Source organism: Acinetobacter legionensis, from assembly GCF_057165765.1.
In genome coordinates, this window is sequence record NZ_CM169896.1 from 263,560 (window position 1) to 279,498 (window position 15,939).

The window sequence follows — 15,939 nt, forward strand, 5'->3', positions numbered from 1 at the left end:
TCAATAAAGAAACCGCCGTTAGGCGGTTTTTTTATGGATTAGACAATTGCGGAAAGATCACAATCTTTTTTAAATGGACATGCTTCCCCAACCACAAGATTTTCAAGTAGGTTCTGAATATTCTGTAATTGGATAATTTTTTCACGAATGACATTGAGTTTGTCTTTTAAAATCATATGAAATTGTTCTGCTGGAATTTCATTGACGTTGACCAAGTCTAAAATCTGTTTAATTTCAGCCAAAGTAAAGCCTAAATTTTTAGCGACCTGAATCAGTTGTAATTGCTGTAAGTCTTGTTTTGAATAATCCTTATAACCATTATTTCGTGTCAAGGGGCGGATAAGATCAAGCTTTTCATAAAAACGAATCGTATCCCGACTGAGATTTAATTGCTCTGATAATTCACCGATTAACATCACTTGCTCCAAATTTTATGTATTTGCAAGAAATACTTGACTGTGGAGTGTACTCCATCCTTTAGCTTAAGTGTGAACATATAAAGGGTGTATAAAGTGATGCAAAAGAATCAAAGCGTAGAAAAAATTGCCTTGGTGGTTGGTGCAACAGGGTTTATTGGTAAATTTCTTGTTGCACGATTACTTCAAAGCAATGATCAAGTTTTTGCCTTGTGTCGTAACCTTGATCAGCAAGAGTCAAATTTGAGAAATTGGCTAGAAAAACAAGAAATAAGTCATCAAAAATTATTCTGTATACAAGGTGATGTTACTTTACCTGCATTAGGTATTTCAGCTGAAGATTGGCAAGGGCTTGCTAAGGTGAATTATTTATTTAATACCAGTGCCTTATTTGCATGGAATCTTTCGACTCAACAGGCAAGAGAAGTCAATGTTAAGGGATTAATCAATTTGCTTGAATGCGTAAACGAACATTGCCAATTGAAACGTGCAATTCATCTTTCTGGCTATATGTTAACACTCACTCAGCACTTACAAGATGTTGGAGTCTGTTTGGAAAATATTGAGAAAACAAATTGGAAACGGGTGTACCAACAACTGGGTGCTTACGAGGCTTCTAAAATTGAAGCTCATTTTACTTGGGTGAAATATGCTCAACAGTTGAAAATTGACTGGACAGTGATCCACCCTGCAACAGTGTTAGGGGATGAAGACTCTGGTGAGATTGCTGAAAATCAACCGATTGCTCATCTGATTACCCAGCTTAAACAGGGGAAGTTGACCGCTATTCCTGCAACTCCTCAGCATTATTTACCTTTGGTTTCTGTGACAATGTTGGTCAATGCGATATGCAACGCATCACAGGATCAACTTACAATTTATCAAGATATATTGATTGCCAATCCTACTCAGATTTCTTTACAAACTCTTATTCACAATGCGGCTCACAGATTAAATCTAAAAGCACCGCAATACTTCGTCTCGCTGAACATTTTAAAATTGATTTTAAAATGGAAGTGGCTTGCTCAAAAGCTAGATCTATCTGCTGAGATGTTGGATTTCATCCGAACTGAGCAATTAAATATAGATCAGTTTTTAACATTAAATCAAAAATGGAAAATACCAGAAACCAATCTTAAGCAGACCATTGAGTTGACTGCTAAATGGGTGAGCCAGAATCATTAGATCTAGCGATAAAAATGCCCATTTCAATAAATGGGCATTCAATATTATCGTGTTGTATAACCGCCATTGGCAAAAATAGTCTGACCAGTAATCCACCAACCCTCTGTTACCAAAAAGCGCACTAAAGGCTCAATATCTTCAATCTTGGTTAAACCACCTAGTGCAGATGCAGATTTATGATAGGCCACTGCTTCAGGCGCTTCTTGACCATAAAAAAATGGCGTATCCATTGGACCCGGTGCAACAGCCGTGACGGAAATACCACGATCGCCATACTCTTTCGATGCTGCACGGGTATAGTGCTCAACAGGCGCTTTTAAGCCTTCATAGGTTGAATACAATCCTGTGTAGGCTGCTAAAAGACTGGTCACGATAGAACAAATTTTTCCACCATTATTAAGATGTTTACCCGCAGATTGGATGAAGAAATAGGCAATTTTATTGTTAATGTCATTCATTGAATCAAACTCTTGTTCAGTTGTTTCAATCAACGGTTTTTTAAGTACTCGCCCTACGGTATTAATCGCAATATCGACGCCACCGAAGATTTCTTTGGCTTTGATGAACAATGTTTCGATATTTTGAATATTGGAGAGGTCTGCTTGTATCAAAGTTGCATTAACACCTAATTGTTCAATGGCTTTGAGTGTTTCTTCTGCATCTTTTTGGGTTTCTAAGCTGTTATAGTGAATGACAAGATTTGCACCTTGTTCTGCAAACTTACGTGCGATCAGACCACCTAAATTTTTTGCTCCACCTGTAATAATGACGGTTTTATCTTTTAAACTATGCTGTTTCATTTTTATTTTCCCATCTTGATAAGTGATGATGGAATGTTAAATGCTATTTTTTATTCTAGATAGTGATTAGAATCGAATAGATTGTTTGAAAAAATTGAATAATAGATGGATAAAATTGAACGTCTCAAAATTTTTTGCTTAGTTGCGGAAAAGCATTCATTTGCTCAGGTTGCTAAAGCGCTGGATTTACCACGTTCAACAATTACCTATGCAATAAAAGGCTTAGAAACAGAATATCAAGTATTGTTATTTAATCGAACAACACGAAAGGTCAATTTAACCAATGAAGGGGCTCAATTTTTTCAAGAGGTTAAACAACTGATTCTTCAGGCTGAAGGGTTGGATAAATTCAAATTAAAAAACCGTGAGTATACGGGTCAAATCAAAATTGGATTACCGTTAAGAATAGCCACAGGATATCTGATCCCTTATTTGCATGAATTTTATGAGAAGTATCCAAATATTAAAATTTCAATTCATAGTCACGATCATTATTCAGATTTAATCGAACAGCGACTAGATTGTGTGGTTCGTGTTGGAAATGTGACGAATGAAAATTTAATTGTGAGACCAATTACAAAAGTTGATTTATATACACTTGCCTCTCCAGAATATTTGCGTAAATTGACTAGCAATTTAGAAATAGGGCATTCAAATCACCATATTATGATTGGTTATCAAATGAAAAATATGGATTCAGATTTTGCAAGTCTAGTATTTGAAGATACTCAGATAAAACTTCCTTACCAACTTTTAGTTGAGGATACAGAAAGTTATTTACATGCGGGGTTGCAAGGATTGGGGGTTATTCAGATTCCAGCATTTGATGCAATTCCTTTTATAGAAAGCAAAAGATTAACTAAAATATTTGAGCAAGAATCATGCTTAAAAATACCAATCAATTTTCTTTTTTTAGAAAGGAAATATCGACCAGTATATTTTCAATTCTTTATTGATTGGCTAGAAAGTCTACTCAAACGTAAACTTTCTATTAGCTCTTAAACTTACCAATGCTCACCTGGGAACAAACGAGCATATGCTCTTTGAACAAGGTTCAATTTTTGTTGCTCACCGACAGATGCAGTTGAGCTTGGGAACAGATTGAAGCCAATTGACATTAATTTGTTATTGATTCCAGGTGCAATTGAGTAAGTAATAGAGGCTAAACGACCTAAATTTGTAGCAACTTTCTTAGGACGTTTTACAATTGCATATGCAACTAAATCAGCGGCTTGTTCTGGCGAGAGTGTTGGTACATATTTATAGATCTTAGTTGGTGCAATCATCGGGGTGCGTACTAAAGGCATATAGACTGAAGTAATGGCAATTTTATGTGAATGTACTTCCGCTGATAAGCAGCGGCTAAATGCATCCAATGCGGCTTTTGATGCAACATAAGCGGAGAAGCGAGTTGCATTTGCCAATACACCAATTGAACTGATATTAATGATGTGGCCGTCTTTACGAACCATCATTTCTGGCAAAATATTCAATACTAAACGAACTGCACCAAAGTAATTGAGTTGCATAGTACGTTCAAAATCATGGAAACGATCAACAGACTCATGCACAGCGCGCCGAATCGAACGGCCAGCGTTATTAATCAAAATATCAATATGATCAACAGAAGCAACGATCTGTTTAGATACTTCATCAATTGCGTTCATGTCATTTAAATCACAAGGGAAAATATCAGCTCGACCACCTTCAGCTTGAATTTCAGCTTGAACCTCTTTCAGTGTTTCTTCAGTACGAGAGACTAAAAGTACATGCGCACCTGCTGCTGCAAGCTTTTTTGCAACTGTTAAACCAATGCCACTAGAGGCACCTGTGATGAGTGCAATTTTACCTTGAACCTTTTTTTGAAAAAGTTGCTCTAATTTTTGATTCATAGCTATTTTCCTGAGCCTACCGACATGAACAGATGCTGTATTTTTTTGTTTCGGGTGATTGGATCTTTGTTTAAAAGATGATCACTTTTGTTGGAAGGCAATAATATACAAAAAAAATAAAAATACTAGCATTAAGTGGCTGAATTTATAAAATATTTTTAGAGTAAATACTCTATTATATTTTTACTTATTTCGTGATTTTTACCATATATAACTGAGTTTTGAAAGCAAAAAAACAAATCTATTGCATAAAATATAATCAAGTGAATTTACTTGAAAATTAAATATATTTTTAAGTAAACAGAGCTGCTTTACAACTCTGTTTATAAGGAGGATATATACAATATATTTAACCTACTTTAAGAAAAAGCAAGTTCATCATATGCTTTTTTTAATTGTTCTTTGGCTGGGGTATGACCTTGGTGAGCAGCTTGTTCAAGCCATTTTTCTGCATGGCTATAACTTCGGTCTAAACCAAGTTGTCCATTCAAGTAGCTGAGACCCATTTTATACTGAGCTTCTTGATCTCCACGTAAAGCAGCCCTTAAATAGCACCACATTGCATTACGATTTGCGATTTCATCTAAGCTTAGATTTTTGTCTTCAAAATCATGTGCTTGAGCCTTTTCGAGAGCAGCTTCAGAAGCATTCTGTTCGAATGCCCGACGAGATGTTGAATCTCCTAAAAAACGGTTAAAAATATGTACCAACATATACAACCTCCTTGCTAATCCATTAACAAAGTAAAAGAGACTGCTAATCACAAAAAAATGATTAGATATAATTAATCTAGCTGATTTTTTAGAGTTTGCAAATAGTTAAATGTAATTTGTCAATTGCGATTTTTACATATTTGTTAAAAAACACATTATTTAACAAATTATCAATTCTATTTAAAGCATAAAATTACTCACTGTAATTTTATTACATGAAGAAAACTTGCTATATTTAGGTTGTTTTGGATTTCGGATAGAATCTGTGAAACGCTCAAGTGTTTTCATCACAGTCTTGCTTAGTTTGTTTATGTTCCAAAGTCTTTGGAATGTAGCGGCGGCTTTTTGTGATCATGAAAGCACTAAGCTTCCATCACAACGTATAATTAGTCAGCATTTTGGACACCATAATGCGCCTGATTGTACCCAGGATCAACAGCAACATCCGCAGCTGTTAGATATATATGGGATAGATAAACCGATTTCTGATCAGTCAGTATCAAAACAATTACCAGCACACCAAGATGTGCGTTCCAATGATTTCCTCAATCATATAAATGATGATCATCGTGATCATTTGCCTTCTTTTGCGCATTTCATTGTGGTTGATAATCAGCAACACACAGCACAGCCTAAATTTGTAGGCTATCCTGAATCTATCTTTATTGGCTGGAATAATTTGTATCAGTCCCCTGATCTATATTTGCCCAATCCTCCCCCTCTTTCATCCCCGCTATAAGGTGGGGTAGCCGAAAATCTTGCCCACCGCTAATGGTTTAATTTAGTGGGGCATTTTCATGTCAAAAGTAATACGTAATTTAGTACAAAAAACTGCATTCGGTTTTAGGCCGTCTTTGCTCGGTGCACTGATGTTCAGTGTGATGTCATCTGTTACTTGGGCAGACAACACATCTCAAGCATTAACGTTACAACAGGCAATTGCAAAAACTGAGCAATATCAGCAGACGCAGAAGGTCTGGCAAACGCAGCAGCAAATTGCAACAGCGAACATTAAACAAGCAAAACTGTGGACAAATCCAGAGTTATCCGTATCGCAAACGGGTTTTGGTTCCAATCAAGATCAAGAGCTTTCAATTGGTGTTTCTCAACGATTGGATATTTTTGGTGAACGTAAGTCAGCACAGAGGTTGGCACAACTTTCAAAAGATCAAAGTGACTTAAATCAGCGAATTTATCAGGCTCAACTTGAATTGGCTGTGAAATACCAATGGTCACAGCTGGCGATTTTTGAATTAGAACGCAACGTGGTCCAAGAGCAGCTCAACGTCAGTGAAGAAAATCTGAATGCGATTCAGAAGCGCTATCAAGCGGGGAGTGTCGCGCAGGTTGATGTAGATCGTGCCAGACTGAGTCATGCAGAAAATGCTCGCTTATATCGTCAAGCCGATTTGCAGGTGCAAGTTGCCAAGCAGCAATTGTCCAACCTTTGGGGCGATGCTGATAAATCGATTCGTATCGGTTTAAATCCTCAATCTTTATGGCCGTCTTCGACACACCAACAGGTACAAGAATATCTCGCGGACAATCTTTTTGAAAAATCACGTCAGTTACAGGTGTTGCAAGCAAAAGCGACAGTGGCGCAATTAAAAGCTTCGGCACGGCCTAATCCGACTGTGAATTTAGGCGTGAATCGTACTCGATCACCTGAAACCTCGACTGACAATGCTTTAGTTGTGGGGGTCTCTATCCCATTGAATATTTTCAACCGCCAGCAATACGGTGTGCAAATTGCGCAAGCAAAGCAGGATTTACTCAGTAGACAACAGGAGTTTTATCTCCGCCAAAATGCTTTGCAGGTGGGAACATTATTGACTGAATTGCAAGGACTGGAAGTACAGTTTAAAGCAGTCGATGAGTCTCAGATTCCGCTTGCAGCTCAGGTTCAACGTAAAACTTTGCAGGGGTTTACTGTCGGTAAATTTGCCGTTAACGATGTGCAACTCGCAACATTACAGTTGCAAGAAGTGCGTTTGAGAAAAGTGCAATTATTGAAAGATGGCTGGCAACGTGCCATTGAAGCGGAAAGTTTGAGCCTCGGTATTGAACCAAGTCAAATCATGGCAAAAGATGCTTTAGCGCAGATCAATCAGAGTTTATGGCAGGACACACAAGCTTTACCAATTGTGGGCGGGGGAAATTAATATGCTGAATCAATTTAAATCTTTTAAACTTCAGAAAGGCAAAATTTCTCAACGCCTACTGATCATCATTACGCTTGTAATGACTGCTCTTATTGCCATGGGATTGTTCTTTTCAACCAAAAAAGGCACGAGCAAAGAAGGTGGCGAGAAAGAAGCAGAGCATGCTGAAGAAGGACATTCACATGATGAAAATGCTAAGGGAACCACCAAAGATGGTTCCGAAGAAGCGAAGCACAGTGAAGAAGAGGGTGGCGAGAAAGAGAATGCTGAAGCCATTAGTTTGACTGCTCAGCAGATCACAGAACAAGGGATTAAACTAGCTAAAGTAGAGATGGGTACTGTTACCAAATCAGCTTCTTATCCTGCAAAAGTCACAGTCAATACAGATCGTCAAGCACATGTATCACCTGCATTTAGTGGGCAGGTAGTTGCCGTGAATGTTGAATTGGGACAGCGTGTGCAAAAAGGGCAAGCGCTGGCCACTATAGTAGTGCCTGATTTGGTCGATCAGCAGGCAAACTTACAGGTTGCACAGACAAGTCTAGAGCTGGCACGTCAGGACTATGAACGAGAGCGCCAGTTATGGTCACAAGGTATTTCTGCCAAGCAGGATTATCAACGGGCTTATAATGCCTACAAACAAGCACAGATTCAGGTGCAAGCCACCAGATCACGTTTATCTGCTTTTGGTGCCTCATCAAGCAGTAATGGTCGTTATGTTATCACAGCACCAATTGCAGGCATTATCAGTAAAAAAGACTTGGTTATGGGTGAAAATGTGCAGCTTGCTAGCCAGCTATTTATCATTGATCAACTGGATCAGCTATGGCTTGAATTTATTGTACCAAGTTCAGAGTTTTCAGCGATTGCTCCAAATCAACAGCTTGAATTTAAGTCACTGCAGACGGGGAATATGTTTAAAGCACAGATTCAAAGTTTAAACAGTGAAGCTGATGTGCAGACAGGACGTTTACAAGTCCGTGCCAAAGTGTTGTCGAATGCGGCTGAATTGCGTCCGAATTTGATGGTCAACGTTCAACTACAACAGCAAGGCACTTCTCAAGCATTGCGTGTACTCAAAAGTGCTATACAGAAAGTTGAAGGAAAAGACGTAGTGTTTATTTCCAGCGAACATGATAAGAAAATCGAGTTTACTGCGCAGCCTGTTGTGTTGGGTCAGGTGTCAGGAGATGGTCTGTGGGTTGAAGTGAAAACTGGTCTGACCCAAGGCCAGCAATATGCTGGTCAGGGTAGCTTCTTGCTGAAATCTGAATTGGAAAAAGGAGAGGCGAGCCATGGGCATTAATGATTCTTCTGATTCTAAGTTAGACAGAGATGCGGATTCAGCATTACCTCAACCTGAAGGGGTGTTTGATCGACTGATTCAATTTTCGATTAAAAATGCCATTTGGGTTATGCTGTTTATTGTGGCGTGGATTGGCGTGGGGATTTACGGCTATCAAAAATTACCAATTGATGCTGTACCCGATATCACCAATACCCAAGTACAAGTGAACACACAAGCTGCTGGTTTTACCGCATTAGAAGTTGAGCAAAGGATTACCTATCCTATTGAAACTGCGATGGCAGGTTTACCCAAGCTAGAGTTGACTCGTTCCATTTCCCGTTATGGTTTATCCCAAGTGACCATTATTTTTAAAGATGGGACGGATATTTATTGGGCACGACAACAGATTAATCAACGCTTACAAGAAGCCCAAACCGAACTGCCAGATGATATTGCACCGACAATGTCTCCTGTATCGACAGGATTGGGTGAGATTTATCAGTGGGTGATCAAGGCAGAGCCGAATGCAAAAAAACCTGATGGTACGCCCTATACCGCGATGGATTTACGTGAAATTCAGGACTGGATTGTACGACCGCAGTTACAACGTGTTCCTGGTGTTGCAGAGGTCAACTCGATTGGTGGCTTTAATAAAACTTATGTGGTCACGCCTGATTTAAATCGTTTGCAACAATTACAAATCCCTGTCAGTGACCTACAAAATGCTTTAACTGGAAACAATGAAAACCGTGGTGCTGGTTTTATTGAAACCAATGGGCAGCAATTGACAGTACGTGTTCCAGGAACTTTGAACAATATTGAAGATATTCAAAATGTAAGTATAGGCAATAAAAATGGTTTTCCGATCCGAGTTGCAGATGTAGCGACTGTATCGATTGGACATGATTTACGTACAGGTGGTGCAACTTACAATGGCGAGGAAACTGTACTTGGTATCGCCATGATGATGATGGGTGAAAATAGCCGTACTGTGGCGAAATCAGTGGATGCCAAAATCAAGGAAGTTCAGCAATCTTTACCGAAAGGTATTGTGATTCAAACCGTATATGACCGGACAGCTTTGGTTGAGCGTGCGATTAGTACAGTACAGAAGAACCTTGTAGAAGGGGCGATTCTGGTTATTGTTATTCTGTTCCTATTTCTTGGTAATTTCCGTGCAGCGTTGATTACTGCATGTGTGATTCCATTATCGATGCTATTTACTTTGGCGGGTATGGCTGAGCAGAAAATTAGTGCCAATCTAATGAGCTTAGGCGCACTGGATTTCGGGATCATTGTAGATGGTGCGGTCGTTATTGTTGAAAACTGTATTCGGCGACTGGCAGAGGCACAACATGCAAAAGGCAGATTACTTTCACGGGCAGAGCGTTTTAAAGAAGTTTTTCTTGCGGCTAAACAGGCACGTCGCCCTTTAATCTTTGGTCAATTAATTATTTTGGTGGTGTACTTACCTATTTTCGCCTTGTCTGGTGTTGAAGCAAAGCTTTTTCACCCGATGGCTATGACAGTGGTATTGGCACTGGTGGGTGCAATCATTCTTTCAGTTACTTTTGTTCCTGCTGCAGTGGCTTTATTTGTTAATGGTGAAGTTAAAGAAACAGAAAGTCGCTGGATGCTGTGGTTAAAGCAAAAATATGAAAAGCTACTCAATTTAGCCTATAACTTCCGAATGTTAGTCGTCACCCTTGCGGTGAGTATTCTGTTTTTAACGGGCGTGCTTGCCACACAAATTGGTAGTGAGTTTGCACCCACCTTGAGTGAGGGCGATTTTGCAGTGCAACAAATGCGTTCGCCAAGTACTGGCCTAGAGCAGTCTTTACGTATGCAGGAGAATACTGAAAAGTTATTGCTCAAAGCGTTTCCAGAAATCAAAGCTATATTTGCCCGTACAGGGACGGCAGAGGTGGCAACAGATGTCATGCCGCCTAATATTTCCGATGCTGTGGTGCTGTTAAAGCCACGTGATGAATGGAAGAATCCAAAGCAAACAATTGATGAGCTACGTCAACGTATGATTGTATTTCTTGGTACATTACCTGGAAATAATAGTGAATTTTCTCAACCGATTGAGCTTCGTTTCAACGAATTGATTTCTGGTGTACGAAGCGATGTGGGAATCAAGATTTTTGGCGATGATATGGAGGTGTTGAATCAACAAGCCACTAAAATTGCACAACAAATCAAAGGTATTATTGGCGCAACCGCCGTCAATGTGGAACAGACTTCAGGCCTACCGCTTTTAAATGTTGAAGTGAACAAAGCTGCGGCAGCGCAGTATGGTTTGTCAGTGAGGGCGATTCAAGACTTGGTGGCGACTAGCGTTGGTGGTCAGAATGTTGGGCAAATACTACAAGGTGACCGCCGTTTCGACTTTGTGATTCGTCTGGATGATGCTCAACGTACACCTGAGCATTTGGCCGTTTTACCTATTCAAACACCAAACGGTGGTCTAATCCAACTTCAGGATGTGGCTAAAGTTGAAAATATCTTGGGTATTAATCAGGTCAGTCGTGAAAATGGTAAACGTCGTGTAGTCGTGACAGCCAATGTTGAAGGGCGTGATTTGGGCTCATTTGTCACCGAATTACAATCGACTCTGGCAAAAGAGCAAATGCCAGCGGGTTATTGGTTGAGCTATGGTGGACAGTTTGAAAACCTAACCTCTGCGAAAGCCCGTATGCAACTGGTCGTTCCACTGGCACTGATGACTATTTTTGTGCTGTTAATGGCCGTTTTCCATAACTTTAAGGAAAGTTTGTTGGTGTTTACAGGTGTGCCATTTGCGTTGTGTGGTGGTTTGATTGCACTGTGGCTTCGGGGTATACCATTGTCGATGTCTGCAGGTGTTGGCTTTATCGCGCTCTCGGGTGTAGCGGTATTAAATGGTTTGGTGATGTTGACCTTTATCAAGGAATTACGTCAACAACTCGATATTTATCAGGCCACATGGCAAGGTGCAATTTTACGATTAAGACCTGTATTGATGACTGCTTGTGTAGCATCGTTAGGTTTTGTGCCGATGGCACTGGCTACGGGGACAGGCGCTGAAGTTCAGCGCCCACTGGCAACTGTCGTGATTGGCGGCATCATGTCATCCACCTTATTGACTTTGGTGATTTTACCGGTGATTTATCGCTGGATGAATGAACGTAAAGTTAAAGCACAAACTGATGCTTGATCGTTAATTTAAAAATAACCTCACCGTTCTTCGCTTAGAACGGTGAGGTATTGAAACTCTATTTGCAGTTTATTACTAACTGGTAGGCAATACACCTAGACTGATGATGGTGTAATTTTGATTCACAGGTTGAATGGTTTTGTTAAATGCTTCACTGACTTCAACCAGATATTGCCCTGAATAAGGAAAAGTGACTGTCGCTGAACCATCTTGAGCAACTGGAACTTTTTGTGCTTGTTTATCGGTTTGCCCTTGAGCCCGGATAAGTAGTTCAGCATTTTTGAGCGCTTGTCCTGATTTTTTAATCAAGATTTGCACAGGTTGCTGCGCAGTAATGCTGTTGGGATGCGTTTTAAATTCAACTTGTATTGCTGCATCAGTGTTGTTTTGGGCTGGTGAAGTTCTTTCTTTAGAAATATAGCTTTGGATTGACCATTCTCGGTTAATGGTGATCGGTACAGGCGGTTTCTTAAAGTCAGCAGGAATCACATATTCGCGTTCAGCGATCTTCCCTGCTTTTTCAGCAGGTACATCAAAAAGCATTTTCCATTCTTTATTATGTTGGACATATTTGAGTGGGAAAGACGCTTTACTGAAGATGAGATAGGTCCCAGCTTGTGGTAAGGCTAAGTCAAACACCGTCGCCGATTTTAATGTGCTTGCAGCTTCAACTTGTAACTTGCTCTGATCTGGTTGAATTACGTTGAGAGCGGTTTGTTTCATGGCATGTTCTGCATTCAGTGCTTCTTCAGCATAGGATGCAATCACTGGGATTTGTGTATTTGTGGTGTTATAGCCCAGAGGTGCAACATAGGGTTCATGCGCATAACTATAAGAGCAAAGAAGTACAGAAAGGTAGAGGTATTTTTTCATTGTCGATATTCCATTAACAGGGGTATTTTAACTGTGGAAAATAGAGTCGCCATTATATAGAAGAATTTTACTATTGATAATAATTATTATTATCAATAGTAAATAGAAAGAATATTCAATATTTTGATAAAACAAAATCAGAGGTATGAACATGAGTGAACAACAAGGGCATGATCATAGTCATGCTGTCGTCACAGAAGGAAATGTAAAAAAACTAACTTTTGCATTGGCATTAACCAGTACCTTTTTAATTGTTGAAGTGATTGCCGGTTTCATAACACAAAGCTTGGCTTTGTTGTCCGATGCAGCACATATGTTTACTGATGCAGCAGCATTGGCAATTGCATTGGTTGCCATCAAAATTGGTAAATTACCCGCAGATGATAAACGGACTTTTGGCTATCAGCGTTTTGAAATTTTAGCAGCACTGTTTAATGCCATGATGCTGTTTGTCGTTGCAATTTATATTCTCTACGAGGCGTATCGGCGCTTTAGCCAACCCCCTGAAATTCAGAGTGTCGGTATGATGATTGTGGCGGTTGTTGGGTTGGTGATTAACCTTATTTCAATGAAGATTTTATTCTCCAGTTCAAAGCAAAGCCTTAATATAAAAGGTGCTTATCTGGAAGTATTGAGTGATGCACTGGGTTCTGTGGGGGTGATCATCGGGGGCGCAATTATTTATTTCACTGGCTGGATGTGGGTGGATACGATTATTGCTGTACTCATCGGCTTTTGGGTCTTACCAAGAACATGGATTTTGCTAAAACAAAGTATCAATATTTTACTGGAAGGTGTGCCTGAGGAAATTGATATTGAAAAATTACGTAATGATCTTTTATCCGTTAAAGGTGTAGAAAGTATTCATCAACTTAAGGTTTGGGCCATTACATCTAAAAATGTGCATCTGACAGTACATTTATTTGCACCAGAAGCGGATCGAAATCAACTGTATCAACAGGTTATGGAAATGCTTAGCCATCAACATGGGATTACTGAGATGACGCTACAAATTGAAGATAATGAGTGTATGGTACACTCGCATGATGAATCAGATGGGAATGATTACAGTAACGCTGATGAAACACATACAGATGAAGCAAAAAACCATTCACATTAAGGTGAATGGTTTAATTTGAACATGAGGCAAAGCTGAAGGATTAGATTTGCCACTCATGATTGCAGTCACGGCACTTCCAGCTTTTATTGGCTTGCATAAATGATTGCATTGATATTTTAAAATCGGGCAGATCACGCCAAAACATTACCCCTGCAATCACAGCTGCAATGAAGATCACGACGGTTGCAATTTGCAATGTTTGACCTGCGCCGTTGCTGAAAATCCACATCACAATACTAATGACAACCAATAACAACAAAATAAAAAGTAACGGAATCAAAAATACCAAGCTTTTTGGAACAACAGGACGTACAGCAGGTGTATTCCCATGGGTAACAGGCAAGATTTTTCGACTTTGGCACTTTGGGCATTGGTATTGCATGGTGGCTCCACATTTATAATCTAAGCATATTCTAATCGTTCTATTTTAGAATGCAAAAAAGACTGAATTGCAGCTTAAATCAAAATTTAGACAATAAAAAACCCAAGTCACTATGCTTGGGTTTTTTACAAAGATGTCGCCATCTTGAATATGGCGTCCCTACGGGGATTCGAACCCCGGTTACCGCCGTGAAAGGGCGATGTCCTAGGCCTCTAGACGATAGGGACAAGTGAGGCAACACAGGTAAAACTTTTGGTGGAGTCAAGGAGGATCGAACTCCTGACCTCTACAATGCCATTGTAGCGCTCTACCAACTGAGCTATAACCCCCAGTCTGTGTGAGCGCAATATTAGGGATATTGCACTCACACGTCAACAGAAAATTTAATTAAGCTTCATCAACTGCATCATTTTTCGGCAATTTGATGCTTTCGTTCAGTTTTTCCCAAACTTTTGCTTCTTTTTTGCTCGGACCGCCCACGATTTCAAGTGCATGACGTAAACGGGCAAAGGTTAAATCAGGGCCAATGGTGACCATCGATTGCATCACAGGAGTAGATGATGTTGAACCTGCAATTGCGATAAAGAATGCTGGCATGAAATCACGGAGTTTGATTTCCATTTGATTCGCCAAATCCATCAAGGTTTGGCTCACAGTATCGTTGTTCCATGTAAATAAGCTTTCTAAACGCCAAATTGCAAATTGTAAGCTTTGACGAACTTGTTCTTCAGTCAGCTTTTTGCTGTCAAATTGTTCTTTGGTCAATGTTGGGAATTGGTTGAAGTAAAAACCAGCCCAATTTACCGCTTCAGACAGTAAGTTAATACGTGGCTGAATGGCAGCAGCAATATCTTCTAGCGTTTGGCGATCAGATTTCCAAGCCAGAAGTGTATTTAACAGTTCAGCAGGGCTGAGTGCCTTAATCCATTGTCCATTTAGCCAGTTTAATTTTTCAACATCAAAAATTGGACCACCCAAAGACACACGCTGGATATCAAAGTGTTCAATCATTTCAGCCAAAGAGAATTTCTCTCTTTCATCTGGCATTGACCAACCCATACGGCCTAAATAGTTCAGTAAGGCTTCAGGTAGCACACCGATGTCTTTGTAGTAGTTGATTGAGGTTGGATTTTTACGTTTAGACAATTTTGACTTGTCTGGGTTACGCAACAATGGCATATGGCACAATGTTGGCATGTCCCAACCAAAATATTGGTAGAGCAACTGGTGTTTTGGTGCAGATGGAATCCATTCTTCACCACGAATCACATGGGTGATTTCCATTAAATGGTCATCGACTACATTGGCTAAATGATAAGTTGGCAAACCATCTGTTTTGAGTAGAATTTGCATGTCGACTTGCGCCCAAGGAATCTCCACTTCACCACGAAGTAAGTCATTGAATTGGCAAACGCCTTCTTCAGGGACTTTCATACGGATCACATGGGCTTCACCCGCAGCCAAACGCTTTTGTACCTCTTCTGGAGAAAGCTTTAAGCCACGACCATCATAACCAGGGGTTTCACCACGGGCTTGTTGTTCAGCACGCATTTGATCAAGCTCTTCCGCTGTTGCGAAACAGTAAAAGGCATGCCCTTTTTCAACAAGTTCTAAAGCATATTGTTTATAGATTCCCATTCGCTCAGATTGGCGATAAGGAGCATGAGGTCCGCCGATATCAGGCCCTTCTGACCAGTTTAAACCTAACCAACGCAGTGAATCTAAAATCATTTTTTCAGATTCAGGTGTTGAACGGAGTTGGTCGGTATCTTCAATACGAAGAATAAATTCGCCACCATGTTGTTGTGCAAAACATAAGTTAAACAAGGCAATATAGGCAGTGCCCACATGTGGAAAACCAGTTGGAGAGGGTGCGATACGAGTACGGACTTTCATAACTAAATATTAT

General features: G+C 39.9%; 14 protein-coding genes and 2 tRNA genes. 7 read left to right on the forward strand and 9 right to left on the reverse strand.

Translation table 11 applies throughout. From position 1 onward, the window contains the following. Positions 1–38: 38 nt before the first annotated feature. Positions 39–416, reverse strand: coding sequence for a MerR family transcriptional regulator (locus AC2G3J_RS01260; RefSeq protein WP_419358704.1), 378 nt, complete (start codon positions 414–416; stop codon positions 39–41). Positions 417–515: 99 nt separating this feature from the next. On the opposite strand from AC2G3J_RS01260, the gene AC2G3J_RS01265 reads away from it, so the two are divergent. Continuing rightward, positions 516–1,601 carry an SDR family oxidoreductase gene (locus AC2G3J_RS01265; protein WP_419358705.1) on the forward strand — a complete coding sequence of 362 codons (1,086 nt, stop codon included), beginning with the start codon at positions 516–518 and terminating at the stop codon, positions 1,599–1,601. 44 nt (positions 1,602–1,645) lie between these two features. On the opposite strand, the gene AC2G3J_RS01270 is transcribed toward AC2G3J_RS01265, so the two are convergent. Continuing rightward, positions 1,646–2,401, reverse strand: coding sequence for an SDR family oxidoreductase (locus AC2G3J_RS01270; RefSeq protein WP_336953670.1), 756 nt, complete (start codon positions 2,399–2,401; stop codon positions 1,646–1,648). Positions 2,402–2,506: 105 nt separating this feature from the next. Between AC2G3J_RS01270 and AC2G3J_RS01275 the strand changes: the two genes are divergently transcribed. Next, positions 2,507–3,403 (forward strand): LysR family transcriptional regulator, encoded by an 897-nt coding sequence (locus tag AC2G3J_RS01275; protein ID WP_419358707.1) that lies wholly within the window; start codon positions 2,507–2,509, stop codon positions 3,401–3,403. 2 nt (positions 3,404–3,405) lie between these two features. On the opposite strand, the gene AC2G3J_RS01280 is transcribed toward AC2G3J_RS01275, so the two are convergent. Next, complete coding sequence (locus AC2G3J_RS01280; protein ID WP_336953672.1) at positions 3,406–4,293, reverse strand: SDR family NAD(P)-dependent oxidoreductase; 888 nt, start codon at positions 4,291–4,293, stop codon at positions 3,406–3,408. Between the two features lie 359 nt (positions 4,294–4,652). Beyond that, entirely contained in the window at positions 4,653–5,006 is a 354-nt protein-coding gene (locus AC2G3J_RS01285; protein ID WP_336953673.1) for an SEL1-like repeat protein, read from the reverse strand. A 265-nt stretch (positions 5,007–5,271) separates the two neighbouring features. On the opposite strand from AC2G3J_RS01285, the gene AC2G3J_RS01290 reads away from it, so the two are divergent. From AC2G3J_RS01290 to AC2G3J_RS01305, 4 genes are read left to right on the forward strand one after another with little or no spacing between them, the layout of a single operon-like run. Then, entirely contained in the window at positions 5,272–5,745 is a 474-nt protein-coding gene (locus tag AC2G3J_RS01290; protein WP_336953674.1) for a cation transporter, read from the forward strand. 58 nt (positions 5,746–5,803) lie between these two features. Beyond that, a complete protein-coding gene (locus tag AC2G3J_RS01295) occupies positions 5,804–7,168 on the forward strand; it encodes a TolC family protein (RefSeq protein ID WP_336953675.1) in 1,365 nt (454 codons plus the stop codon). Position 7,169: 1 nt separating this feature from the next. Continuing rightward, positions 7,170–8,474 (forward strand): efflux RND transporter periplasmic adaptor subunit, encoded by a 1,305-nt coding sequence (locus AC2G3J_RS01300; protein WP_419327984.1) that lies wholly within the window; start codon positions 7,170–7,172, stop codon positions 8,472–8,474. Then, positions 8,464–11,655 (forward strand): efflux RND transporter permease subunit, encoded by a 3,192-nt coding sequence (locus tag AC2G3J_RS01305; RefSeq protein WP_419358711.1) that lies wholly within the window; start codon positions 8,464–8,466, stop codon positions 11,653–11,655. Before AC2G3J_RS01300 ends, AC2G3J_RS01305 begins: the two co-directional genes overlap by 11 nt. A gap of 75 nt (positions 11,656–11,730) precedes the next feature. Here the strand turns inward: AC2G3J_RS01305 and AC2G3J_RS01310 are convergent, their stop codons facing one another. Then, positions 11,731–12,528 carry a DUF4198 domain-containing protein gene (locus AC2G3J_RS01310; protein ID WP_336953678.1) on the reverse strand — a complete coding sequence of 266 codons (798 nt, stop codon included), beginning with the start codon at positions 12,526–12,528 and terminating at the stop codon, positions 11,731–11,733. Between the two features lie 151 nt (positions 12,529–12,679). Between AC2G3J_RS01310 and AC2G3J_RS01315 the strand changes: the two genes are divergently transcribed. Continuing rightward, a complete protein-coding gene (locus AC2G3J_RS01315; protein ID WP_336953679.1) occupies positions 12,680–13,648 on the forward strand; it encodes a cation diffusion facilitator family transporter in 969 nt (322 codons plus the stop codon). A 40-nt stretch (positions 13,649–13,688) separates the two neighbouring features. On the opposite strand, the gene AC2G3J_RS01320 is transcribed toward AC2G3J_RS01315, so the two are convergent. The 4 genes from AC2G3J_RS01320 to gltX all read right to left on the reverse strand — a co-directional run bounded on the left by AC2G3J_RS01320 (position 13,689) and on the right by gltX (position 15,926). Next, the gene (locus tag AC2G3J_RS01320; RefSeq protein WP_419327981.1) at positions 13,689–14,030 is read right to left on the reverse strand and encodes a hypothetical protein; all 342 of its coding nucleotides are present in this window, start codon (positions 14,028–14,030) and stop codon (positions 13,689–13,691) included. Between the two features lie 151 nt (positions 14,031–14,181). Beyond that, positions 14,182–14,257: transfer RNA gene (locus AC2G3J_RS01325), tRNA-Glu, on the reverse strand. A 26-nt stretch (positions 14,258–14,283) separates the two neighbouring features. Then, positions 14,284–14,359 (reverse strand) — tRNA-Ala (locus AC2G3J_RS01330). A gap of 58 nt (positions 14,360–14,417) precedes the next feature. Continuing rightward, a complete protein-coding gene (gltX, locus tag AC2G3J_RS01335; protein ID WP_419327980.1) occupies positions 14,418–15,926 on the reverse strand; it encodes a glutamate--tRNA ligase in 1,509 nt (502 codons plus the stop codon). Positions 15,927–15,939: the final 13 nt, after the last annotated feature.